The sequence below is a fragment of the Ruegeria sp. H4 genome (assembly GCF_056533065.1).
Map to the genome: position 1 here is coordinate 54,023 of NZ_JBQFOC010000002.1, position 17,756 is coordinate 71,778.

At 56.7% G+C, this 17,756-nt stretch carries 15 protein-coding genes; 11 read left to right on the top strand and 4 right to left on the bottom strand.

Features of this window, described 5'->3' with window-relative positions:
* Nucleotides 1-150: 150 nt before the first annotated feature.
* Nucleotides 151-2,418, bottom strand: coding sequence for a mechanosensitive ion channel family protein (locus tag ACR0KG_RS11675; protein ID WP_480827381.1), 2,268 nt, complete (start codon nt 2,416-2,418; stop codon nt 151-153).
* Between the two features lie 278 nt (nt 2,419-2,696).
* Complete coding sequence (locus ACR0KG_RS11680) at nt 2,697-3,605, bottom strand: LysR family transcriptional regulator (RefSeq protein ID WP_480827382.1); 909 nt, start codon at nt 3,603-3,605, stop codon at nt 2,697-2,699.
* Nucleotides 3,606-3,774: 169 nt separating this feature from the next.
* On the opposite strand from ACR0KG_RS11680, the gene ACR0KG_RS11685 reads away from it, so the two are divergent.
* The 10 genes from ACR0KG_RS11685 (at nt 3,775) to ACR0KG_RS11730 (ending at nt 15,220) form a co-directional block, all read left to right on the top strand.
* Entirely contained in the window at nt 3,775-7,194 is a 3,420-nt protein-coding gene (locus tag ACR0KG_RS11685; protein ID WP_480827383.1) for an indolepyruvate ferredoxin oxidoreductase family protein, read from the top strand.
* A 78-nt stretch (nt 7,195-7,272) separates the two neighbouring features.
* Nucleotides 7,273-8,151 (top strand): lysophospholipid acyltransferase family protein, encoded by an 879-nt coding sequence (locus tag ACR0KG_RS11690; RefSeq protein WP_480549358.1) that lies wholly within the window; start codon nt 7,273-7,275, stop codon nt 8,149-8,151.
* An 8-nt stretch (nt 8,152-8,159) separates the two neighbouring features.
* Nucleotides 8,160-8,969: a glutamate racemase gene (locus tag ACR0KG_RS11695; protein WP_480827384.1), complete on the top strand. Its 810-nt coding sequence runs from the start codon at nt 8,160-8,162 to the stop codon at nt 8,967-8,969.
* 94 nt (nt 8,970-9,063) lie between these two features.
* Entirely contained in the window at nt 9,064-10,092 is a 1,029-nt protein-coding gene (gene argC / locus ACR0KG_RS11700) for an N-acetyl-gamma-glutamyl-phosphate reductase (protein ID WP_480827385.1), read from the top strand.
* Nucleotides 10,093-10,099: 7 nt separating this feature from the next.
* Nucleotides 10,100-10,546, top strand: a complete 447-nt coding sequence (gene ccmE / locus ACR0KG_RS11705; protein WP_480827386.1) for a cytochrome c maturation protein CcmE — start codon at nt 10,100-10,102, stop codon at nt 10,544-10,546.
* A gap of 151 nt (nt 10,547-10,697) precedes the next feature.
* The gene (locus ACR0KG_RS11710) at nt 10,698-11,309 is read left to right on the top strand and encodes a holin-associated N-acetylmuramidase (protein ID WP_480827387.1); all 612 of its coding nucleotides are present in this window, start codon (nt 10,698-10,700) and stop codon (nt 11,307-11,309) included.
* On the top strand, nt 11,300-11,878 hold the full coding sequence (locus ACR0KG_RS11715; protein ID WP_480549349.1) for a holin family protein: 579 nt from the start codon (nt 11,300-11,302) through the stop codon (nt 11,876-11,878). The genes ACR0KG_RS11710 and ACR0KG_RS11715 overlap by 10 nt, the downstream gene beginning before the upstream one ends.
* Before the next feature lie 75 nt (nt 11,879-11,953).
* Complete coding sequence (locus tag ACR0KG_RS11720) at nt 11,954-13,918, top strand: heme lyase CcmF/NrfE family subunit (protein WP_480827388.1); 1,965 nt, start codon at nt 11,954-11,956, stop codon at nt 13,916-13,918.
* A complete protein-coding gene (locus ACR0KG_RS11725; RefSeq protein ID WP_170536916.1) occupies nt 13,915-14,370 on the top strand; it encodes a cytochrome c-type biogenesis protein in 456 nt (151 codons plus the stop codon). The genes ACR0KG_RS11720 and ACR0KG_RS11725 overlap by 4 nt, the downstream gene beginning before the upstream one ends.
* A gap of 73 nt (nt 14,371-14,443) precedes the next feature.
* On the top strand, nt 14,444-15,220 hold the full coding sequence (locus ACR0KG_RS11730; protein ID WP_480827389.1) for an enoyl-CoA hydratase-related protein: 777 nt from the start codon (nt 14,444-14,446) through the stop codon (nt 15,218-15,220).
* 6 nt (nt 15,221-15,226) lie between these two features.
* Here ACR0KG_RS11730 and bmt read toward each other — a convergent pair whose 3' ends face one another.
* Nucleotides 15,227-16,240, bottom strand: coding sequence for a betaine--homocysteine S-methyltransferase (gene bmt / locus ACR0KG_RS11735; protein ID WP_480549343.1), 1,014 nt, complete (start codon nt 16,238-16,240; stop codon nt 15,227-15,229).
* Nucleotides 16,241-16,364: 124 nt separating this feature from the next.
* Nucleotides 16,365-16,685, bottom strand: a complete 321-nt coding sequence (locus ACR0KG_RS11740; protein WP_480498172.1) for a DUF1476 domain-containing protein — start codon at nt 16,683-16,685, stop codon at nt 16,365-16,367.
* 186 nt (nt 16,686-16,871) lie between these two features.
* On the opposite strand from ACR0KG_RS11740, the gene purC reads away from it, so the two are divergent.
* Nucleotides 16,872-17,627: a phosphoribosylaminoimidazolesuccinocarboxamide synthase gene (gene purC, locus ACR0KG_RS11745; RefSeq protein ID WP_480541761.1), complete on the top strand. Its 756-nt coding sequence runs from the start codon at nt 16,872-16,874 to the stop codon at nt 17,625-17,627.
* The last annotated feature ends 129 nt before the right edge of the window (nt 17,628-17,756 follow it).

The following is a 17,756-nucleotide window of genomic DNA, read 5'->3' on the forward strand; positions in this document are numbered from 1 at the left end:
TTTTAGGGGAAGCAGCCGCCGGGGGGAAGAGGAAAGGCGGCTCTGTCAATTGAGACAGGATTTTGAGTGTGTATGCGATGTCTGAAGAAAACAGGGGCCGCCTCATGACGACCCCGAGTTTGATCTTTGGATCACAGAATGATCTGCAGCTTATTTGGGCTGATCTTTCTGTTGCTGGGCCTGCTGAGCAACAGCTCCTGCCGCTGCGCCAATAGCAGTCTTTTGCTCGCCAGACAGGTCATCATTGTCATCCAGCCCGGGGATCGCAACGCGCACCTCGCGGCGGGCAAAGTCGATACCGTTTTCCTTGAACGACGCCTTGACCCGGTTGAAGATTTCCTTGCGCAGTGTGAACTGCTTGCCCGGCTTGGCCATGAACTTGCCGCGGATGATCATGCCCACATCGTCAAAGTCAAAGACACCTTGAGACTTGAATGGCTGCAGGAAGCCATCCTTGTGGGTCTCGTCCTCCATCATTTCGGCACCGATCTTTTTGAAGATCTTCTTGACCTTGTTGGGGTCGGTATCAAAGGGCACGGTGAACTTCAGCTTCATGATGACCCAGTCGCGGCTGTAATTGGTCAGCTTCTGGATCTCACCATAGGGAATGGTGTGCACCGGCCCGCGGTGGTGGCGCAGCTGCATCGACCGGATCGAGATTTTCTCGACCGTGCCGGTTGTTCCGCCCACATCCACATATTCGCCGACCCTGAAGGCATCATCGACCAGAAAGAAGATGCCGCCGACGATGTCGGAAACCAGTTTCTGGGCGCCGAAACCGATGGCCAGGCCCAGGATACCAGCACCGGCCAGAAGCGGCGTGATATCCAGGCCCAGGGCCCCGAGTGCCAGAAGCGCGAAGATGACCGCGATCGCCACCTGTGCCGTCACGCGCAGCAGCGGCAGAACAGTTGCCAAACGAGAGCCGCCCGCGCCGCCACCTTCGCCGGCCTCTTCATCAGGGCTCTGCTCGGATGCAGTCATCTCTTTCGCCAAGCGGCGGTTGATCCAAAGCGAGACAACCTCATTCAAGATGTAACCTACTGCGGCGATAATGAAGAATTGGATGACACGACTGCCTTCTTCCCCACTGCCACCAGCGATTTCGCTGAGGTTCAGGTTCCAGGCGCGGGCAATCATCAGGATCACGAAAATTCCCGCCACAACACGGCCAATCCGAATGTAGCTGCGCTTGGTGGATTTATACGCTCGTTCCGCTACAGGCCCATCGCCCAGCATTGGTGGCTGAAGGTGGCGGACCAAACCCCTGATCAATGTGTCGAGAGCCGGAGCGATCAACAACCAGAACATGGTCGTGAAATGCGCCCCCTGAACCAGCAGAGCCAGCGATGCGGGATTGCGCTGCGCCACCAGAAATTCGACCAGCAGCCAGGTCGCAGCCGAGACCGCAACGGCGAAGTAGGGGTAGTATTTTGCTACTTCCTCGTCGAACCTGGTGTGGTCCGGGTCAGTTCCCAGCATCATCTGCGACAGACCTTCGCGCGCTTTCCATGCGATCAGGCCAATATAAATGTGAATACCTGCGTTCAGCCAGAAACCGATACGCGTTTCATCACCCGTGATCCCGTTCAGCCGGTTAAAATGCAGCAGGAACAGAGTGAAACCAATCAGGATCAGCAGCCCGATCAGATTGCGATGCAGATACTTTGCCCAGTGATCTTCGATGTTGACCAGACGGTAATGCGGTTTGTTCGGGGCCAGAACAAAGCGCGAGGCGGCCGCACCAAGCCGCGGTACCCAGATCAAGTAGAACACAAACGGCGCCGCGTAAGTGATTTGCTCAGGTGTCAGAAGCCCACGCCCAACCGCACGGATGACCACGTAAAACACCACAAGTCCGGCGATCTCGCGACAGAAGCGACCGAAAAGATATCGGACAGCGCCCCAAAGATCACCTTCGGATTCAGCTTCGGTTTGAACATGCCAGCGGCGTGTCAGGATCTCGAATAGTTTTTCGGCGATCAAGCCCACAACCAGAACGCTGGCAACCAACCCCATCAAGACCAATGCACCGTATGAAGTGAAAGTGGCCACAAAATTCTTGATGGCGGTCGCTTGCGCGCTGAAGAGATTGGGGACGGTGGTTATGACATGTGTCCACGAGGTGACCATTTCGGTCCAGACTTCATTAAGCTCGGTAATTGGATCCTCGCGATCCTCTGCAGCGGCTGCGTTTTTCTCGGCCACCGCGTCCAGACGCTCCAACAGAATCGAGCGGACCTGGTCATCTGACATGCGTGCAACGAGATCATCCACTTGTTCCGGTGTAAGGTCTTCTGGAACTGTCACGCTGGTCGACGTTTCGCTCGAAGTGGTCCCTGGTACCTGCGCATGAAGCGGCAGGGTCAGGAACATGACAGATACTAGCGCCAAAATCAGGCGGAGTGGGTGGAGCATGAATTTTCCCTCGATCTTAGAAATTCGATCATTTTTTTGTGATCTTAGTGCGCACCCGCCTGTTTTCCCAGACTTATTCACGCCTTGAGGGATGCAAATGTCAGAAAACCAAAAAAAAGGCCGAGCACTAAGCTCGGCCGTAGTCCAACAGGGAGGTATGAAGATGATGAGCGTTTCAGCATCACCGCCTTCGAGAGTTCATTTAGGTGGCAGTTTGTGAACGTTCAAGGAATAACAGCGTGTAGATTGGTCATGTCCGATATGCTGTCAGTGCATATCTAAAGTTTACCCATTCTTTTCATTTGCTTACGCTGTTCAATGATCTCATCTTGAACGAAATCACGGAAGGCTGCGACACGTTTGGAGTGACGCAATTCTTCCGGATATGCCAAATAGACGGGGACATCGGCAGTTTCGATATCGGAAAGAACCGGCAGCAAATGCGGGAAGTCCTGGGTCACGTAGTCAGGTAGAACACCAATTCCCAGATTGTGCAAAACGCCCTGAAGCACCCCAAAATAGTTGTTCACCGTCAAAAGTGACCTCGGATTGTAGGTCATCAGGTGCCGCACCATCGAGGCACTTGCGCCCACCTGGGGGGCCGCGGGTGTTTGACAGATCAGTCGATGATCCTTGATGTCCTCAAGCGCATTCAACATCCCGCCATGCGTTTCGATGTATTCCTGCGTTGCATACAGCATCATCTGAACGGTCATAAGGCGTTTGCGTACCAAATCAGCTTGGCTGGGCTCTTTCATGCGAATGGCCACGTCTGCTTCGCGCATGGGCAAGTCCAGCACACGTTCTTCCAACATCAGGTCGATGTTCAGATCGGGATATTCCTCATAAAGCTTGGGTAGGCGCGGGGCGAGCCACAATGTGCCAAAGCCAAAGGTCGTGGTGACGCGCAAAACGCCGAAAACTTCTTCTTCGCTGTCGCGGATACGGGCAGCCGCTGTATCAAGACGTTTGGACATGGCCGAGGTGGCGTCGAACAGCAACTCACCCTGTTCGGTCAGGATCAGGCCGCGGGCATGGCGGTGAAACAGGGTTGCGTCGAGTGATTCTTCCAAAGCGCGGATCTGGCGGCTTACGGCGGATTGAGACAAATTGAGCTTGTCGCCCGCATGGGTCAGGCTGCCCGCGTCCGCAACTGCGTGAAATATTCTAAGCTTGTCCCAATCCATCGCCGCAACTTTCGTTATCCTCGGGAAGACCTATATGAAATAGGTAACAAGTTCCACAAACAAACCACGAAATGCTTAGGTTTCAGTGGATAAACTCTATACAGGTCAGCAATTGTGACCTAATATGCGCGAAGATAAAGCACACTGATCTGACGAAGGGAGACGTCTGATGAGTCAGCCACAGATTTCGCTGAATGACCGGTTTGATCTTGAGAAATCACCTGTTCTTTTGAACGGGACGCAGGCGCTTGTGCGGCTGATGTTGATGCAGAAGGCACGCGACCAGCAAACGGGCTTAAATACAGCAGGTCTGGTGACCGGGTATCGTGGTTCGCCGCTCGGGGCGGTCGATCAGCAGATGATGCGTGCGCAAAAGTATCTGACCCAGAGCGATGTGACTTTTCAATTCGGATTGAACGAGGATCTGGCCGCAACTGCGCTCTGGGGCAGTCAGCAGGCCGGTCTGCGCGGCGATGGTAAATTCGATGGGGTTTTTGGCCTTTGGTATGGCAAGGGTCCGGGCGTTGATCGGTCCGGCGACGTGATGCGCCACGCGAATATGGCGGGCACTGCACAGCATGGCGGTGTGTTGATGGCCATGGGCGATGACCACACGGGCGAAAGCTCGACCGTGTTGCACCAATCGGAATGGTCTCTGGTCGATATGTATATGCCGGTGGTTAGCCCGGCGGGCGTTCAGGAAATTCTGGACTACGGCATCTATGGCTTTGCGCTTAGCCGTTTTGCGGGTGTCTGGGTCGGGTTGAAGACCATGAAAGACACGATCGAGGTCACCTCGGTTGTGGATGGCAGGCCGGATCGGATGCAATTGGTGATGCCTGAATTTGACATGCCCGAGGGTGGGTTGAACATCCGGCTGGGCGATACACCGCATCTGCAAGAGGCGCGGGTCATTGATTACAAACGCTTTGCGGCCGAAATGTTCTGCAGGGCCAACAAGCTGGACAAACGGGTCTGGGGCAAACCCGGTGCCAAGGTCGGATTCGTCGCGGCAGGCAAAAACTGGCTGGACCTGACCCATGCGCTGTCGCTGTTGAGTATCGATGAAGCAGAAGCGGAGCGTCTGGGCATTACGACCTACAAAATCGGTCAAACCTTCCCACTGGATATGACCAGTTTCCATGAATGGGCAGAGGGGCTGGACCTGATTGTGATCGTTGAAGAAAAACGAAAACTGATCGAGGTTCAGGTTAAAGAGGCCATCTTTGACGACCGTCGCGGTCGCCGGGTTTATGGCTGGTACAAAGGCGGTGCGGGCGCGCTGCATCGGGAAGAATTGTTCCCGACCCGCGATGCGCTTGATCCGATCATGATTGCCGAGAAGCTGGGCGAGATTTTGATCGAAGAAGGCCGCGACACAGACGGGGTGCGTGCCGGTCTATCAAAACTGTCCGAGGCGCGCCGAGCGGACAACGCACAAGAAATCGCAACACGTCTGCCGTATTTCTGTTCGGGCTGCCCGCATAATAGCTCGACCAAAGTACCTGAGGGCAGCCGGGCTTATGCCGGCATCGGTTGCCATTACATGGTGCAGTGGATGGATCGCGAGACGACTGGTTTCACCCAAATGGGGGGCGAGGGCGCGAACTGGATCGGTGAAGCACCGTTTTCGACCACCGAACACGTGTTTCAGAACCTGGGCGACGGAACGTATAACCATTCGGGCGTCCAGGCGATCCGCGCGGCGCTGTCGGCGGGGACGAACATGACATTCAAGATCCTGTTCAACGACGCGGTCGCCATGACCGGTGGGCAGGGGAACGAGGGTGATCTGACCGCCGAGCGGATCGTGGCCGAGGTAAAGGCCATGGGCGTTCAGCATGTCGCACTTGTCTATGATGAAAAGGAAGACGTGAACCTGAGCGCGTTGCCTGCGGGCGTGGAAAGCTTTGAACGCGCAGAGTTGATGAAGGTTCAAGACCGTTTTCGCGAGATAGAAGGTGTCTCCGTCATCGTCTACGTGCAGACCTGTGCTGCCGAGAAACGTCGCAGGCGGAAGCGAGGCGAATTCCCAGATCCGGACAAGCGCGTGTTCATCAACACCGATATCTGTGAGGGCTGTGGCGATTGCGGTGTGCAATCCAACTGCGTCTCAATCGTGCCGAAAGAGACCGAATTGGGCCGCAAACGTGCAATTGACCAATCCAGCTGTAACAAGGACTTCTCGTGTTTGAACGGGTTCTGCCCGTCTTTCGTCACGCTGGAAGGTGCGAAAATCCGGAAAGAAGCAACGAAGCAGCTTGATCTACCCGATCTGCCAATGCCGAAGCTGCCCGAAATCAACGGGACCCATAACGTCGTCATCACTGGTGTTGGCGGCACGGGTGTTGTCACGCTTGGGGCCGTTTTGGCGCAGGCTGCGCAAATCGACGGCAAAGGCGCCGGCATGATGGAGATGGCAGGGCTCGCCCAGAAAGGCGGCGCTGTGCATATCCATTGCCGTCTGGCCAACAAGCCGGAAGATATCAGCGCCATTCGTGTGGCCACGGGTGAGGCCCACGCGCTGATAGGCGGCGATCTGGTTGTCTCTGCCGGGGCCAAGACGCTGGGCCTGACACGGGCAGGGCAAACCGGCGCCGTGGTGAACAACCACGAAACGGTGACAGGTGATTTCACCCGCGATACCGAGTTCCGTATCCCCAGCGATCAATTGGAAATGGCGTTGCAGGCACGTCTTAAGGATGGGGTGAGCCTGTTTGACGCGACCGATCTGGCAAAAACCGTTATGGGGGACTCGATTTACTCAAACATGATGGTGTTCGGGGCCGCTTGGCAGCGGGGCATCTTGCCCGTCAGCCATTCGGCCATTATGGCTGCGATCGAACTGAACGGCACCGCGGTTGAACGCAACAAACGCGCTTTTGATTTTGGCCGATGGGCGGTTCTGTTTCCGGCAGAGGCACAGGCGGTGCTGGCACCGTCTGTTGCTGAGTTGCCAAAGACTCTGGATCAAATGATCGATTTCAGGGCCCAGCATCTGACCGATTACCAATCGGCCCGTCTGGGCAAACGCTACCGTAAGCTGGTCGATGACATTCAGGATGAAACGGTGCGTGAAGCCGTGGCGAAAGGCTATCATAAGCTGTTGTCCTACAAGGATGAATATGAAGTTGCACGGTTGTTGCTGAGCAGTCGCGACAAGGCCACGGTAGAGTTTGACGGCGATTTCAAAATGACCTTCCACCTGGCTCCTCCAATCCTGGGCGGGACGGATGGCAATGGCAGACCCCGAAAACGCGCCTTTGGCGAATGGATGATGGGGCCATTGAAATTGTTGGCCCGGATGAAAACGCTGCGCGGCACGCCGCTGGATATCTTTGGCTATACCGCTGAACGACGGATGGAGCGTGCGCTGATCAAGCAATATGAAAGTGACATGAAACAGGTTCTGCCTCTGCTATCGCAGGACACGCACGACGCCATTGCAGCCTTGGCGCGTTTACCGCTGGAAATCCGAGGTTTCGGCCCTGTTTTGCTGGAAAATGAGGCCAATGCTGCAAAAAGGCGCGAAGAATTGCTGGCAAGCATCCGCAGCGGAGGCCCCGAATTGCGCGCTGCGGCGGAATGAGGCGTCACAAATCTGTCACAAGAGCTAGGCAAAAGTGTCGCTTAATTTATAATGCAGGCGAAATACCGGAGATCTTAGATGCCCTCGCGCCGTCATGTCGTTCGTGACATTTCTTATGCCCATTCTGCCGAAACCAAGGGTGGCCGGATGGTCATAAAGCTTATGGAAAATACAACTGGTCGGATCCGCCTGATCAAACGTGCGGATGGGTACGAAAAAGACGTCGCCAGCGGGCGTGACTTCTGGGCCGTTATGGTTGAACGCTACGGTCTGACCTTGGATGTTGTTGGTGGGGCGTTGTCGAACATCCCCAAAGACGGTCCACTGATCCTGATTGCAAACCATCCCTATGGCATCCTAGACGGATTGATGATGGGGCACATGTTGTCCGAGATGCGTGGAGATTTTCGCATCCTAGCGCATCGGGTTTTCCGTAAGGCCGAAGAGCTGAACCGCATTATCCTGCCGATCTCATTCGATGAGACGAAAGAGGCGATGAAGCTGAACCTAGAAACCCGAAAAACCGCGCTGAACTATCTGAGCGATGGCGGGGCGATTGGCATTTTCCCGGGCGGGACGGTAAGCACGGCAGTCAACCCGTTTGCCTATCCGATGGATCCGGGCTGGCGCGGGTTCACCGCGCGGATGGTGGCCAAATCAAATGCGACCGTGGTGCCGGTGTTCTTTGACGGCCACACCTCGCGCCTGTTCCAGATCGCCAGCCATTTACACAACACGTTGCGCATGGGGCTTTTGATCAAAGAGTTCAAGAAACGCGTCGATACCCCGGTAAAAGTGGTAATTGGCGAACCCATCGGGCGTGATGTTCTAGACCCGCTTGGCAAGGATACGCGCAAGATGATGGATTTCCTGCGCAAAGCCACGTATGAGCTGTCTCCGAAGCCGTTGAAGTCTTATGACTACGGCTATGAATTCGAGGAACGGCATCGCGCCTGAAGGGGCAAATGGCAGTAGGTATCTTTGATTCCGGTTTGGGCGGTCTGACCGTCTTGAACGCCGCGCAGAAACACCTGCCGGACGTTGATTTCCTGTATTATGCGGACAGTGCGCATGCGCCTTATGGCGTGCGCGATTCCGACGATATCTATGAGTTGACCCGTAAGGCGGTGCACGATCTGTGGGATCGCGGCTGCAATCTGGTGATTCTGGCCTGCAATACCGCAAGTGCGGCGGCGCTGCGGCGGATGCAGGAGGCCGGTGTGCCCGAGGGCAAGCGGGTTCTGGGCGTCTTTGTGCCCCTGATCGAGGCGTTGACAGAACGGCAATGGGGCGACAACTCACCCCCGCGGGAAGTGGCGGTTAAGCATGTGGCGCTGTTTGCCACACCTGCCACCGTCTCCAGTCGGGCCTTTCAGCGGGAACTGGCGTTCCGCGCGATTGGTGTCGATGTCGAAGCACAAGCCTGCGGCGGTGTGGTCGACGCCATCGAAGATGGCGATATGATCCTGGCCGAAGCGCTGGTGCGCAGCCACGTGGATGCGCTGAAACGGAAAATGCCAGAGCCTCAGGCCGCTATTCTGGGCTGTACACATTATCCGCTTATGGCCGAAACCTTTCAGGCGGCTTTGGGTCCGGATGTGCAAGTGTTCAGCCAGGGTGATCTGGTTGCCGAAAGCCTGGCGGACTATCTGCAGCGCCACCCCAATATGCTGGGCGATGGCGGCGGCGGATTCCTGACCACGGGTAAGCCCGGGTTTGTCAGCGACCGTGCGACCCAGTTCCTCCGACGACAAATCACGTTCGAGGCGGCCTGACTTAGGTCAAGGCGCATCCTTTTCGAAATTCTGAATATAAAGACCGTCACATCGGCGGTCACATCCCGTGACACATGTAAAGAAGAGGTCTGATATGACCCATAAAATCGCAATCCTGGGCGCCTCGGGCTATACTGGCGCTGAACTGGTGCGGCTGATTGCCGAGCACCCGAATATGGACATTGTTGCCCTGGCCGCCGAGCGCAAAGCCGGGCTGTCTATGGCGCAGGTTTTTCCGCATCTGCGCCATATGGACCTGCCGGATCTATGCAAAATCTCGGAAATCGATTTCTCGCAGATTGATCTGTGTTTCTGCGCCTTGCCACATAAGACCAGTCAGGAGGTGATCCGGGATCTGCCAAAAAACCTGAAGATCATCGACTTGTCTGCAGATTTCCGGCTGCAGGACCCGGATGAGTACGAGAAATGGTACGGTAACCCGCACAGTGCTTTGGAGCAGCAGGAAGAGGCTGTTTATGGTCTGACCGAGTTCTACCGGGATGACATCCGCACTGCGCGGCTGGTCGCTGGCACGGGTTGCAACGCGGCGACAGGGCAATATGTGCTGCGGCCGCTGATCAGCGCCGAAGTGATTGATCTGGACGATATCGTTCTGGACCTTAAATGCGCGGTGTCGGGGGCAGGGCGCTCGCTTAAGGAAAACCTGTTGCATGCTGAATTGAGCGAGGGCGCAAATGCCTATGCTGTCGGAGGTACGCATCGGCATCTGGGGGAGTTCGATCAGGAGTTTTCCAGACTTGCTGGCCGGACCGTCCATATACAATTTACACCCCACCTGATCCCGGCCAACCGGGGTATTCTTGCGACGAGCTACGTAAAGGGCGATCCGCAAAGCGTCTATGAAACGCTTTTTAAGGCATATGCGGACGAGCCCTTCATCGAAGTGCTGCCAATGGGCGAGGCCCCATCGACCCACCATGTGCGCGGCTCGAATTTCTGCCATATCGGCGTGGTGGCGGATCGGATTGAGCGGCGTGCGATCGTGGTAGCGGCACTGGATAACCTGACAAAAGGTAGCAGCGGTCAGGCCTTGCAGAACGCCAATCTGATGTTAGGTGAGGATGAAACCCAGGGCCTGATGATGGCGCCGCTTTTTCCGTGAGGACGGTATGAAATCGCTCAAGAAACGTCGTCGGATACAGGTCATTCTGGTGGCAGTTGTTGCCTTGGTGGCTTCAACGGCGTTGATTGGATGGGCCTTGCAGGACGGGATCAATTTCTTCCGATCCCCCAGCGAAGTGATCGCCGAGCCGCCCGAGCCTACGGAAGTTTTCCGGATTGGCGGCCTGGTCGCGGAAGGCTCGATCCAGCGTGGGCAGGGCGAGACTGTGCGTTTTGTCGTGACCGATGGTGGCGAAAGCGTGCCGGTGGCCTTTACCGGTGTATTGCCCGATCTGTTTTCGGAAAATCAGGGGATGGTTGGGACCGGGCGTTACGTGAACGGTGTATTTGAAGCGACTGAAATCCTGGCCAAACATGACGAGACCTATATGCCGAAAGAGGTGATGGACGCGCTGAAAGAACAAGGCGTTTATCAAGAGCCCAGCGACAGCTGAACGCAGCGCTGCTGCGTGCCTCCGGCAGAGGTATTTTGAAGCAGAAGATCAAGGGGCGTTGCGCGCGAAGGGCGGGCAGCGCCCCGTGTCGTTTGAGGATATTAAGCTTACTGACGGACCGTTTCACCTGACAGAGCATTCGAGGGACGACATGCAGACGGTTCGGGATATAGCGACAGAGATTGTGGCGCGCGAAGGTGGATTTGTGGATGATCCGGATGATCCAGGTGGTGCTACGAATTTTGGTGTGACCATCTACACCATGCGGCGGTTGGGACTTGATCTGACGGGTGACGGGCACATTGACACGAGCGATGTGCGCGCGCTGAGCAAGCGGCAGGCGATTGACATTTTTGTGCGCCACTATTTTGAAAAACCACGTATTTCAGCGTTGCCCGTCGTGCTGCATGCGTCGGTTTTTGACATGTATGTCAATGCGGGCAGTCAGGCCGTGAAAATCCTGCAGCGTTTGCTGCGCGAGATGGGGTTTGACGTCTCAGTGGACGGCGTGATCGGGCCGCAGACCACTCGCGCCTGCGCGCAGGCGGCCCTGCCGGGGGAGGTAGCCTTGCGCGATGCATATGGGGTGGCGCGACGGAACTACTATTTTCGCTTGGCCGATCGCAGGCCTGCCTCGCGCAAATATGCGCGTGGCCGTGCGGGAGGCAAAGGGGGGTGGATCAAACGCGCCGAGGAGTTCCTTTCTTCGAAGTACCACCTGACCGACGCGCAGTTTGAGGAAAGGGTCGCAGCATGGGGCTGATATCGGGCATTCTGGGTTTTCTGTTTGGTGGCGGGCGCAATGTTGTGCGTGAAACGGCAGAGGTTTTTCGGGAAAACGCCGAAGAGGGTGCGCAGCGGGCAATGACGGTTCAAAGCCAGGCGATGGCGCAGTTCTGGGCCGAGTTTCAAGTGCCGCGCAAGGGTGCTTTTGACCGGTTTATGGATGGTTTGAACCGTTTGCCCCGCCCGGCACTGGCTTTGGGGACGTTGGGCTTGTTCGTGGCCGCGATGATCGATCCCTTGTGGTTTGCTGCTCGGATGCAGGGCATTGCACTGGTGCCGGAACCGCTTTGGTGGCTTTTGGGCGTGATCGTTTCGTTCTATTTCGGCGCGCGCCATCAGGCCAAGGCGCAGGAGCTGCAGCGTGAGATTTCGGATACGATGATGCGTGCACCCAAGGTACTGGCCAATTTGCGCAGCCTGGCTCAGATGCGCAGTGACAGCCCTGGCATTGCTGATCCGGGCCCGGATGCGGGTTTGCAGATTGAGGTCGCACAAGCGGATGACAATCCGGCCTTGACCGAATGGAAACGGCTGAGGCACGCCTGAGCCGCGACACTATGTTCGGAAGAATTTGGCGAAAGTTATTGGCGCACCACGTAGCTGAGCGATATATCCTGAGGCATGATTACAGAGCTTGGTCACTTCGCCCTCATCCTCGCATTTATGATTGCCATCGTTCAAAGCGTGGTCCCTCTGATCGGGGCCGCGAAACGCTGGACCGGATGGATGGTCTTTGCCGAACCTGCGGCGATCTCCCAATTTTTGCTGACGGCGTTTTCCTTTGGGGCGCTGGTCTGGGCATTTACGACTTCGGACTTCTCGCTTCGGATCGTGGTGGAAAACAGTCATTCGGCGAAACCGATGATCTACAAGATCAGCGGAACCTGGGGCAACCACGAAGGATCGATGCTGTTGTGGGTTCTGATCGTGACCTTGTTCGGGGCCATGGCAGCGCTGTTTGGCGGCGGGCTGCCACCTACCTTGAAGGCGCGTGTTCTGGCAGTTCAATCGGCCGTCGCCGTAGCGTTTTTTGCGTTTATTCTGTTTACATCGAACCCATTTGATCGGCTGGCAATTGCGCCATTTGATGGGCGTGATCTAAACCCGCTGTTGCAGGACCCCGGCTTGGCGTTTCACCCGCCGTTTCTGTATCTGGGATATGTGGGCCTGAGCATGTCGTTCAGTTTTGCCGTTGCCGCACTGATCGAAGGTCGGGTTGATGCGGCCTGGGGTCGGTGGGTGCGGCCCTGGACACTAGCGGCCTGGGTGTTTCTGACGATTGGTATCGCACTTGGGTCCTGGTGGGCCTATTACGAGCTTGGTTGGGGCGGGTTTTGGTTCTGGGACCCGGTTGAAAACGCCTCGTTCATGCCCTGGTTGCTGGCGGCAGCATTGTTGCATTCGGCCATCGTTGTTGAAAAACGTGAGGCGTTGAAAAGCTGGACCATTCTTCTGGCGATCATCGCCTTTGGGTTCTCGCTGATCGGAACATTCATTGTCCGTTCGGGGCTTCTGACATCGGTCCACGCCTTTGCCACCGACCCGGAACGGGGTGTGTTCATCCTGATGATCCTGGTCTTTTTCACCGGCGGTGCGCTGACCCTGTTCGCGGCCCGCGCCCAGACTATGGAGGCCAAGGGTGTGTTTGGCGTCATCAGCCGTGAAAGCGCGCTGGTCGTGAATAATGTCCTGCTGGCGGTAAGTTGTTTCGTGGTCTTCGTGGGAACGATGTGGCCGATGGTGGCCGAGATGATGTTTGACCGGACGCTTTCGGTCGGGCCGCCATTTTTCAACTTTGCCTTCACGCCATTCATGGTGCTGCTGGGGCTAGTTCTGCCAATCGGTGCATTGCTGCCGTGGAAGCGTGGCAGACTTGGAAAAACCGCATGGTCTTTGCGCTACGCGTTTCTGCTGGCGCTGGCTGTGGCGCTTTTGGTTTGGGCCATGCAGACGGGGCGCAGTGCGCTGGGGCCTGTGGGGCTGTTTCTTGGGGTCTGGATCACCTGCGGCGCAATCATCGATCTTTGGAGCAGAACGGGCCGAAAAGGCAGCCTCAGGCGCTTGTTCCGCCTGCCCGGTGCGGATTGGGGCAAGGCGATTGCCCATACCGGTTTGGGTGTCACGATCTTTGCGATTGCTGGCCTGACCGCGTGGGAGGTCGAAGACATCCGTGTTGCTCAGCCCGGAGCACCTTTTGAAGTTGGACAGTTCACCCTGACGCTGGAAGATGTGCGGCGCGTTCAGGGGCCGAACTATTTCTCGACCATGGCCGATATCTCGGTCGAGACAAACGGTCGGTCCTTGGGAATGCTTCATCCTGAAAAGCGGGATTATCCAGTTGCACGTATGCCCACGACTGAAGCTGCGATTGACTATCGCATTTGGCGAGACCTCTATGTGGTGATCGGTGACCAACAGGCCGATGGGGGTTGGGTCGTGCGGACCTATATCAAACCTTTCGCCAACTGGATTTGGGCAGGATGTATCCTGATGGCCTTGGGTGGCGTTTTCAGCCTGTGCGATCGCCGTTTCCGGGTGGCTGCTGGCGCACGCAAAACGCCTGCGTCAGGGGTGCCTGCGGAATGAAACGCCTGATCCTGATCCTAATGCTGTGGGTTGCCCCGGCATATGCTGTGCAGCCTGATGAAGTTCTGGATGATCCGGTGCTTGAGCAGCGGGCCCGTGATCTGAGCGCCGAACTGCGGTGTCTGGTCTGCCGGAACGAAAGCATCGATGAAAGCAACGCGGATCTGGCTCGCGATCTGCGCCTTTTGGTCCGCGAGCGTCTGGTTGCCGGGGATAGTGACGAAGAAGCGATGGCCTTTATCGTCGACCGGTATGGTGAATATGTGCTTCTCCGGCCCCAAATCTCAGGCGCCAACCTAATGCTGTGGCTTGCAGGGCCGTTCATGTTGCTAGCTGCAGCGGGCATGGGATGGGCGTTTGTCCGCAACCGATCAAGGGCCCAAGCAGTTGAGGCTGATGATACGCTCAGCGATGAAGAAAAAGAACGGCTGCGCAAGATTCTCGACGGCTGACGTTCGGTTCCACTTTCCCTTGCTGTTCGAATAGGTCAGGGTTCGCAAAACCTGGCGCGAGGGGAGGCTTTATATGAACTACGAAACGATCCTGTTGGATATCACTGACGGCCTCGCCGTTCTGACGCTCAACCGCCCGGACAAAATGAACGCGCTGACCACTCAGATGCGGGCAGAGATCACCCATGCGATGAAAGAGGCCGCTCGCAACGCGCGCTGTGTGGTGCTGACCGGGGCTGGACCGGCCTTTTGCTCGGGTCAGGATCTGGGCGATGCCTCATCAACCGGCAAGATCGATCTGGAACGGTCCTTGCGCGACGAATATGAGCCGATGCTCGAAGCGATCCACGATTGCCCGGTGCCAACCATTGCAGCGGTAAACGGCGCGGCTGCGGGGGCAGGGGCGAACCTTGCCTTATGCGCCGATGTGGTGATCGCAAGTGAAAGCGCATACTTCCTGCAGGCCTTTGCCCGGATCGGCCTGTTGCCTGATGCTGGTGGCACCTGGTTCATGCCGCGCCAGATGGGTTTGGCCAAGGCCATGGGCGCAGCGCTTTTTGCCGAAAAGATCAGTGCCCGTCAGGCCGATGACTGGGGCCTGATCTGGGAAGCGGTCGCCGATGATGATTTCGCCGCGCATTGGCGCAAGCGCGCCGAGTACTTGGCGAACGGCCCAACAGCTGGCTTCGCGGCCATAAAAACGGCCCTGCGCGGTACATATGAAAACACGCTGACCCAGCAGCTCAAGACCGAGGCGAGCCTGCAGGGAGACTGCGGGCGCTCGCGTGACTTTGCCGAGGGTGTCGTGGCCTTTCTGGAGAAGCGCCCCGCCAAGTTCGAGGGGCGCTGAGCGCAATCAGGCCCGGCGGCGCCGACGCGTGCGCCGTTCCGGGGCCGCTTCCTCTCCGGTTCCGTCCGAGGCCGACGAAAAGGGCCCCAACGCATCGGTGATCTGATCCAGCGTCGGGCGTTCGGCCCGTGGGGTCGTATCCAACGCCTCGCGCATTTTCTCTACATGGGCGGGCATTGTGCCACAGCAACCGCCTATGATCTTCGCGCCCGCATCCCGCGCCATGACGGCATATTGGGCCATCAGATCAGGCGTTCCGTCATACTTGATGCTGCCATCTACATATTTTGGGATGCCTGCATTCCCTTTGGACACCAGCGGGCGCTGAGTGCCTTGCGCGACAAATCCTAGAACGGTGCGCATGATATCCGAAGAGCCGGTGCCGCAATTGGCACCAAAGGCCAGTGGCGGGTTCTCGAAAGTTTCAACCAACTGCGCCAGATCGGCGGAGGTTACGCCCATCATCGTGCGACCTGCAGTATCAAAGCTCATGGTGCCGCACCATGGCATATCGGCCAGAGCAAACGCTTCGGCCGCCGCGCGGAATTCTTCGGGGGCGCTTATGGTTTCGACCCACAAGACGTCTGCGCCGCCTTCTTTCAAAGCGGCGGCCTGTTCGTGAAACATCTCGACCGCATCGCTATGCGAGAGGCTGCCGACTGGTTCCATGATCTCGCCCGTTGGTCCGACAGAACCAGCAACAATAACGGTGCGCCCGGACGCATCGGCGACTTCGCGGCCAAGCTCTGCCCCGATCCGGTTCAGCTCGGTCACGCGGTTCTGCGCATCGTGCAGTTTCAAACGCGCCGCTGTTCCGCCGAAGGTGTTGGTCAGGAACAGATCACTGCCAGCATCGACCCAGCCCTGATACAAAGCCTTGATTTTTTCAGGCGAATCCACGTTCCACAGCTCGGGCGCGTCACCCGATTGCAGACCCATATTGAATAGGTTGGTCCCCGTTGCACCATCGGCCAGAATTATGTCGGCGGTGTTTAGAAGGTCGGTGAGCGCATTTGTCATGAGAAAAGCCCGAAAATTGGCGCAAAGCGCCATTATGAATAACAGACGCCCCGTGTCACATGACCGGGGCGTCAAATCAAATTCATAATACTCATGAACATCATGAGCGGTGCTGCAAAGAGACTTAGATGTCGGCCTCAGCCATAACCTGTTCTTTGGCTTCGACCAGAAGTTCCGCCATCTTCGCGCGAATTTTGGCTTCATCGGCAAGATCGCCCAAGTAGCCTTTGACCGCATTGACGACGTCATCTTCGTTGACGTGCTTCAGGTCGGTTTGAACCAGTTCCTGACCATATTTGCGCGCCTGTTCTACGGTTTCGCCTTTCAGGGTCGAGGCCCAGACAGCCATGAACCGGTTGCGGCGCATACGGGCGATGAACTGCATTTTTTCGTCATGCGCAAATTTCGTTTCAAACGCATTTTCACGTTCGTCAAAGGTGGTCATGAGACAAGGACCTCTTGGGTTGCTATTACTCTGTTGATGATATGACCATACGGCAGCACGGGTGCAAGGGATTTGCGCTGTGTCAAAGTCTCGCTGCGTTGCAAACTTGCGGGGAAGGGGGGCATGGACTATGAGGGCGCCAACCAGCGGGACTCATTCCCACTGCTCAGACTGGAAAGGTCGCTTATGGCGCGTCGCAAGAAAATCTACGAAGGCAAAGCCAAGATTCTGTATGAAGGTCCTGAACCGGGCACAATCGTGCAGTATTTCAAGGATGACGCCACCGCTTTCAACGCGGAGAAGAAGGACGTGATTGACGGTAAGGGCGTTCTGAATAACCGCCTGTCTGAATTCTTCATGAACGGTCTGAACCAGATCGGTGTGCCGACCCATTTCATCCGTCGCCTGAATATGCGGGAACAGCTGGTGCGCAATTGCGAAATCGTGCCGCTGGAAATCATCGTACGCAACTATGCGGCCGGGACCATGTCCAAGCGTCTGGGCATCGCCGAAGGCACGCAGCTGCCACGTCCGATTGTCGAATATTGCTACAAAGACGATGCTCTGGGTGATCCTTTGGTTACCGAGGAACACATTGCCGCCTTTGGCTGGGCCAGCCAGCAAGATATGGACGATATCCTCAGCCTTGCCCTGCGCGTGAACGATTTCATGAGCGGCGTCATGATGGCCGTTGGCATTCGACTGATCGACTTCAAGATCGAAATCGGCCGCGTCTTTGATGGTGACTATCAACGATTGATCGTCGCCGATGAGATCAGCCCCGACAGCTGCCGCCTGTGGGATATTGAAACAGGCCAGAAACTGGATAAAGACGTCTTCCGCCGCGATCTGGGCAATCTGACAGATGCCTATTCCGAGGTCGCGCGTCGCCTGGGCGTTCTGCCCCAAAGCAACGTGACCAAGCCGACGCTGATCAACTAGGCGATACTGGTCTGAATTCCGTGAAGGCGCCGCTTATCCTTAGCGGCGCTTTTTCTGTTTCAGAACGTTTGACAGCTTATGCGTTCCTGATCATGTTTGGATTTAAGCAGCCAAATAGCTTGCGATCGG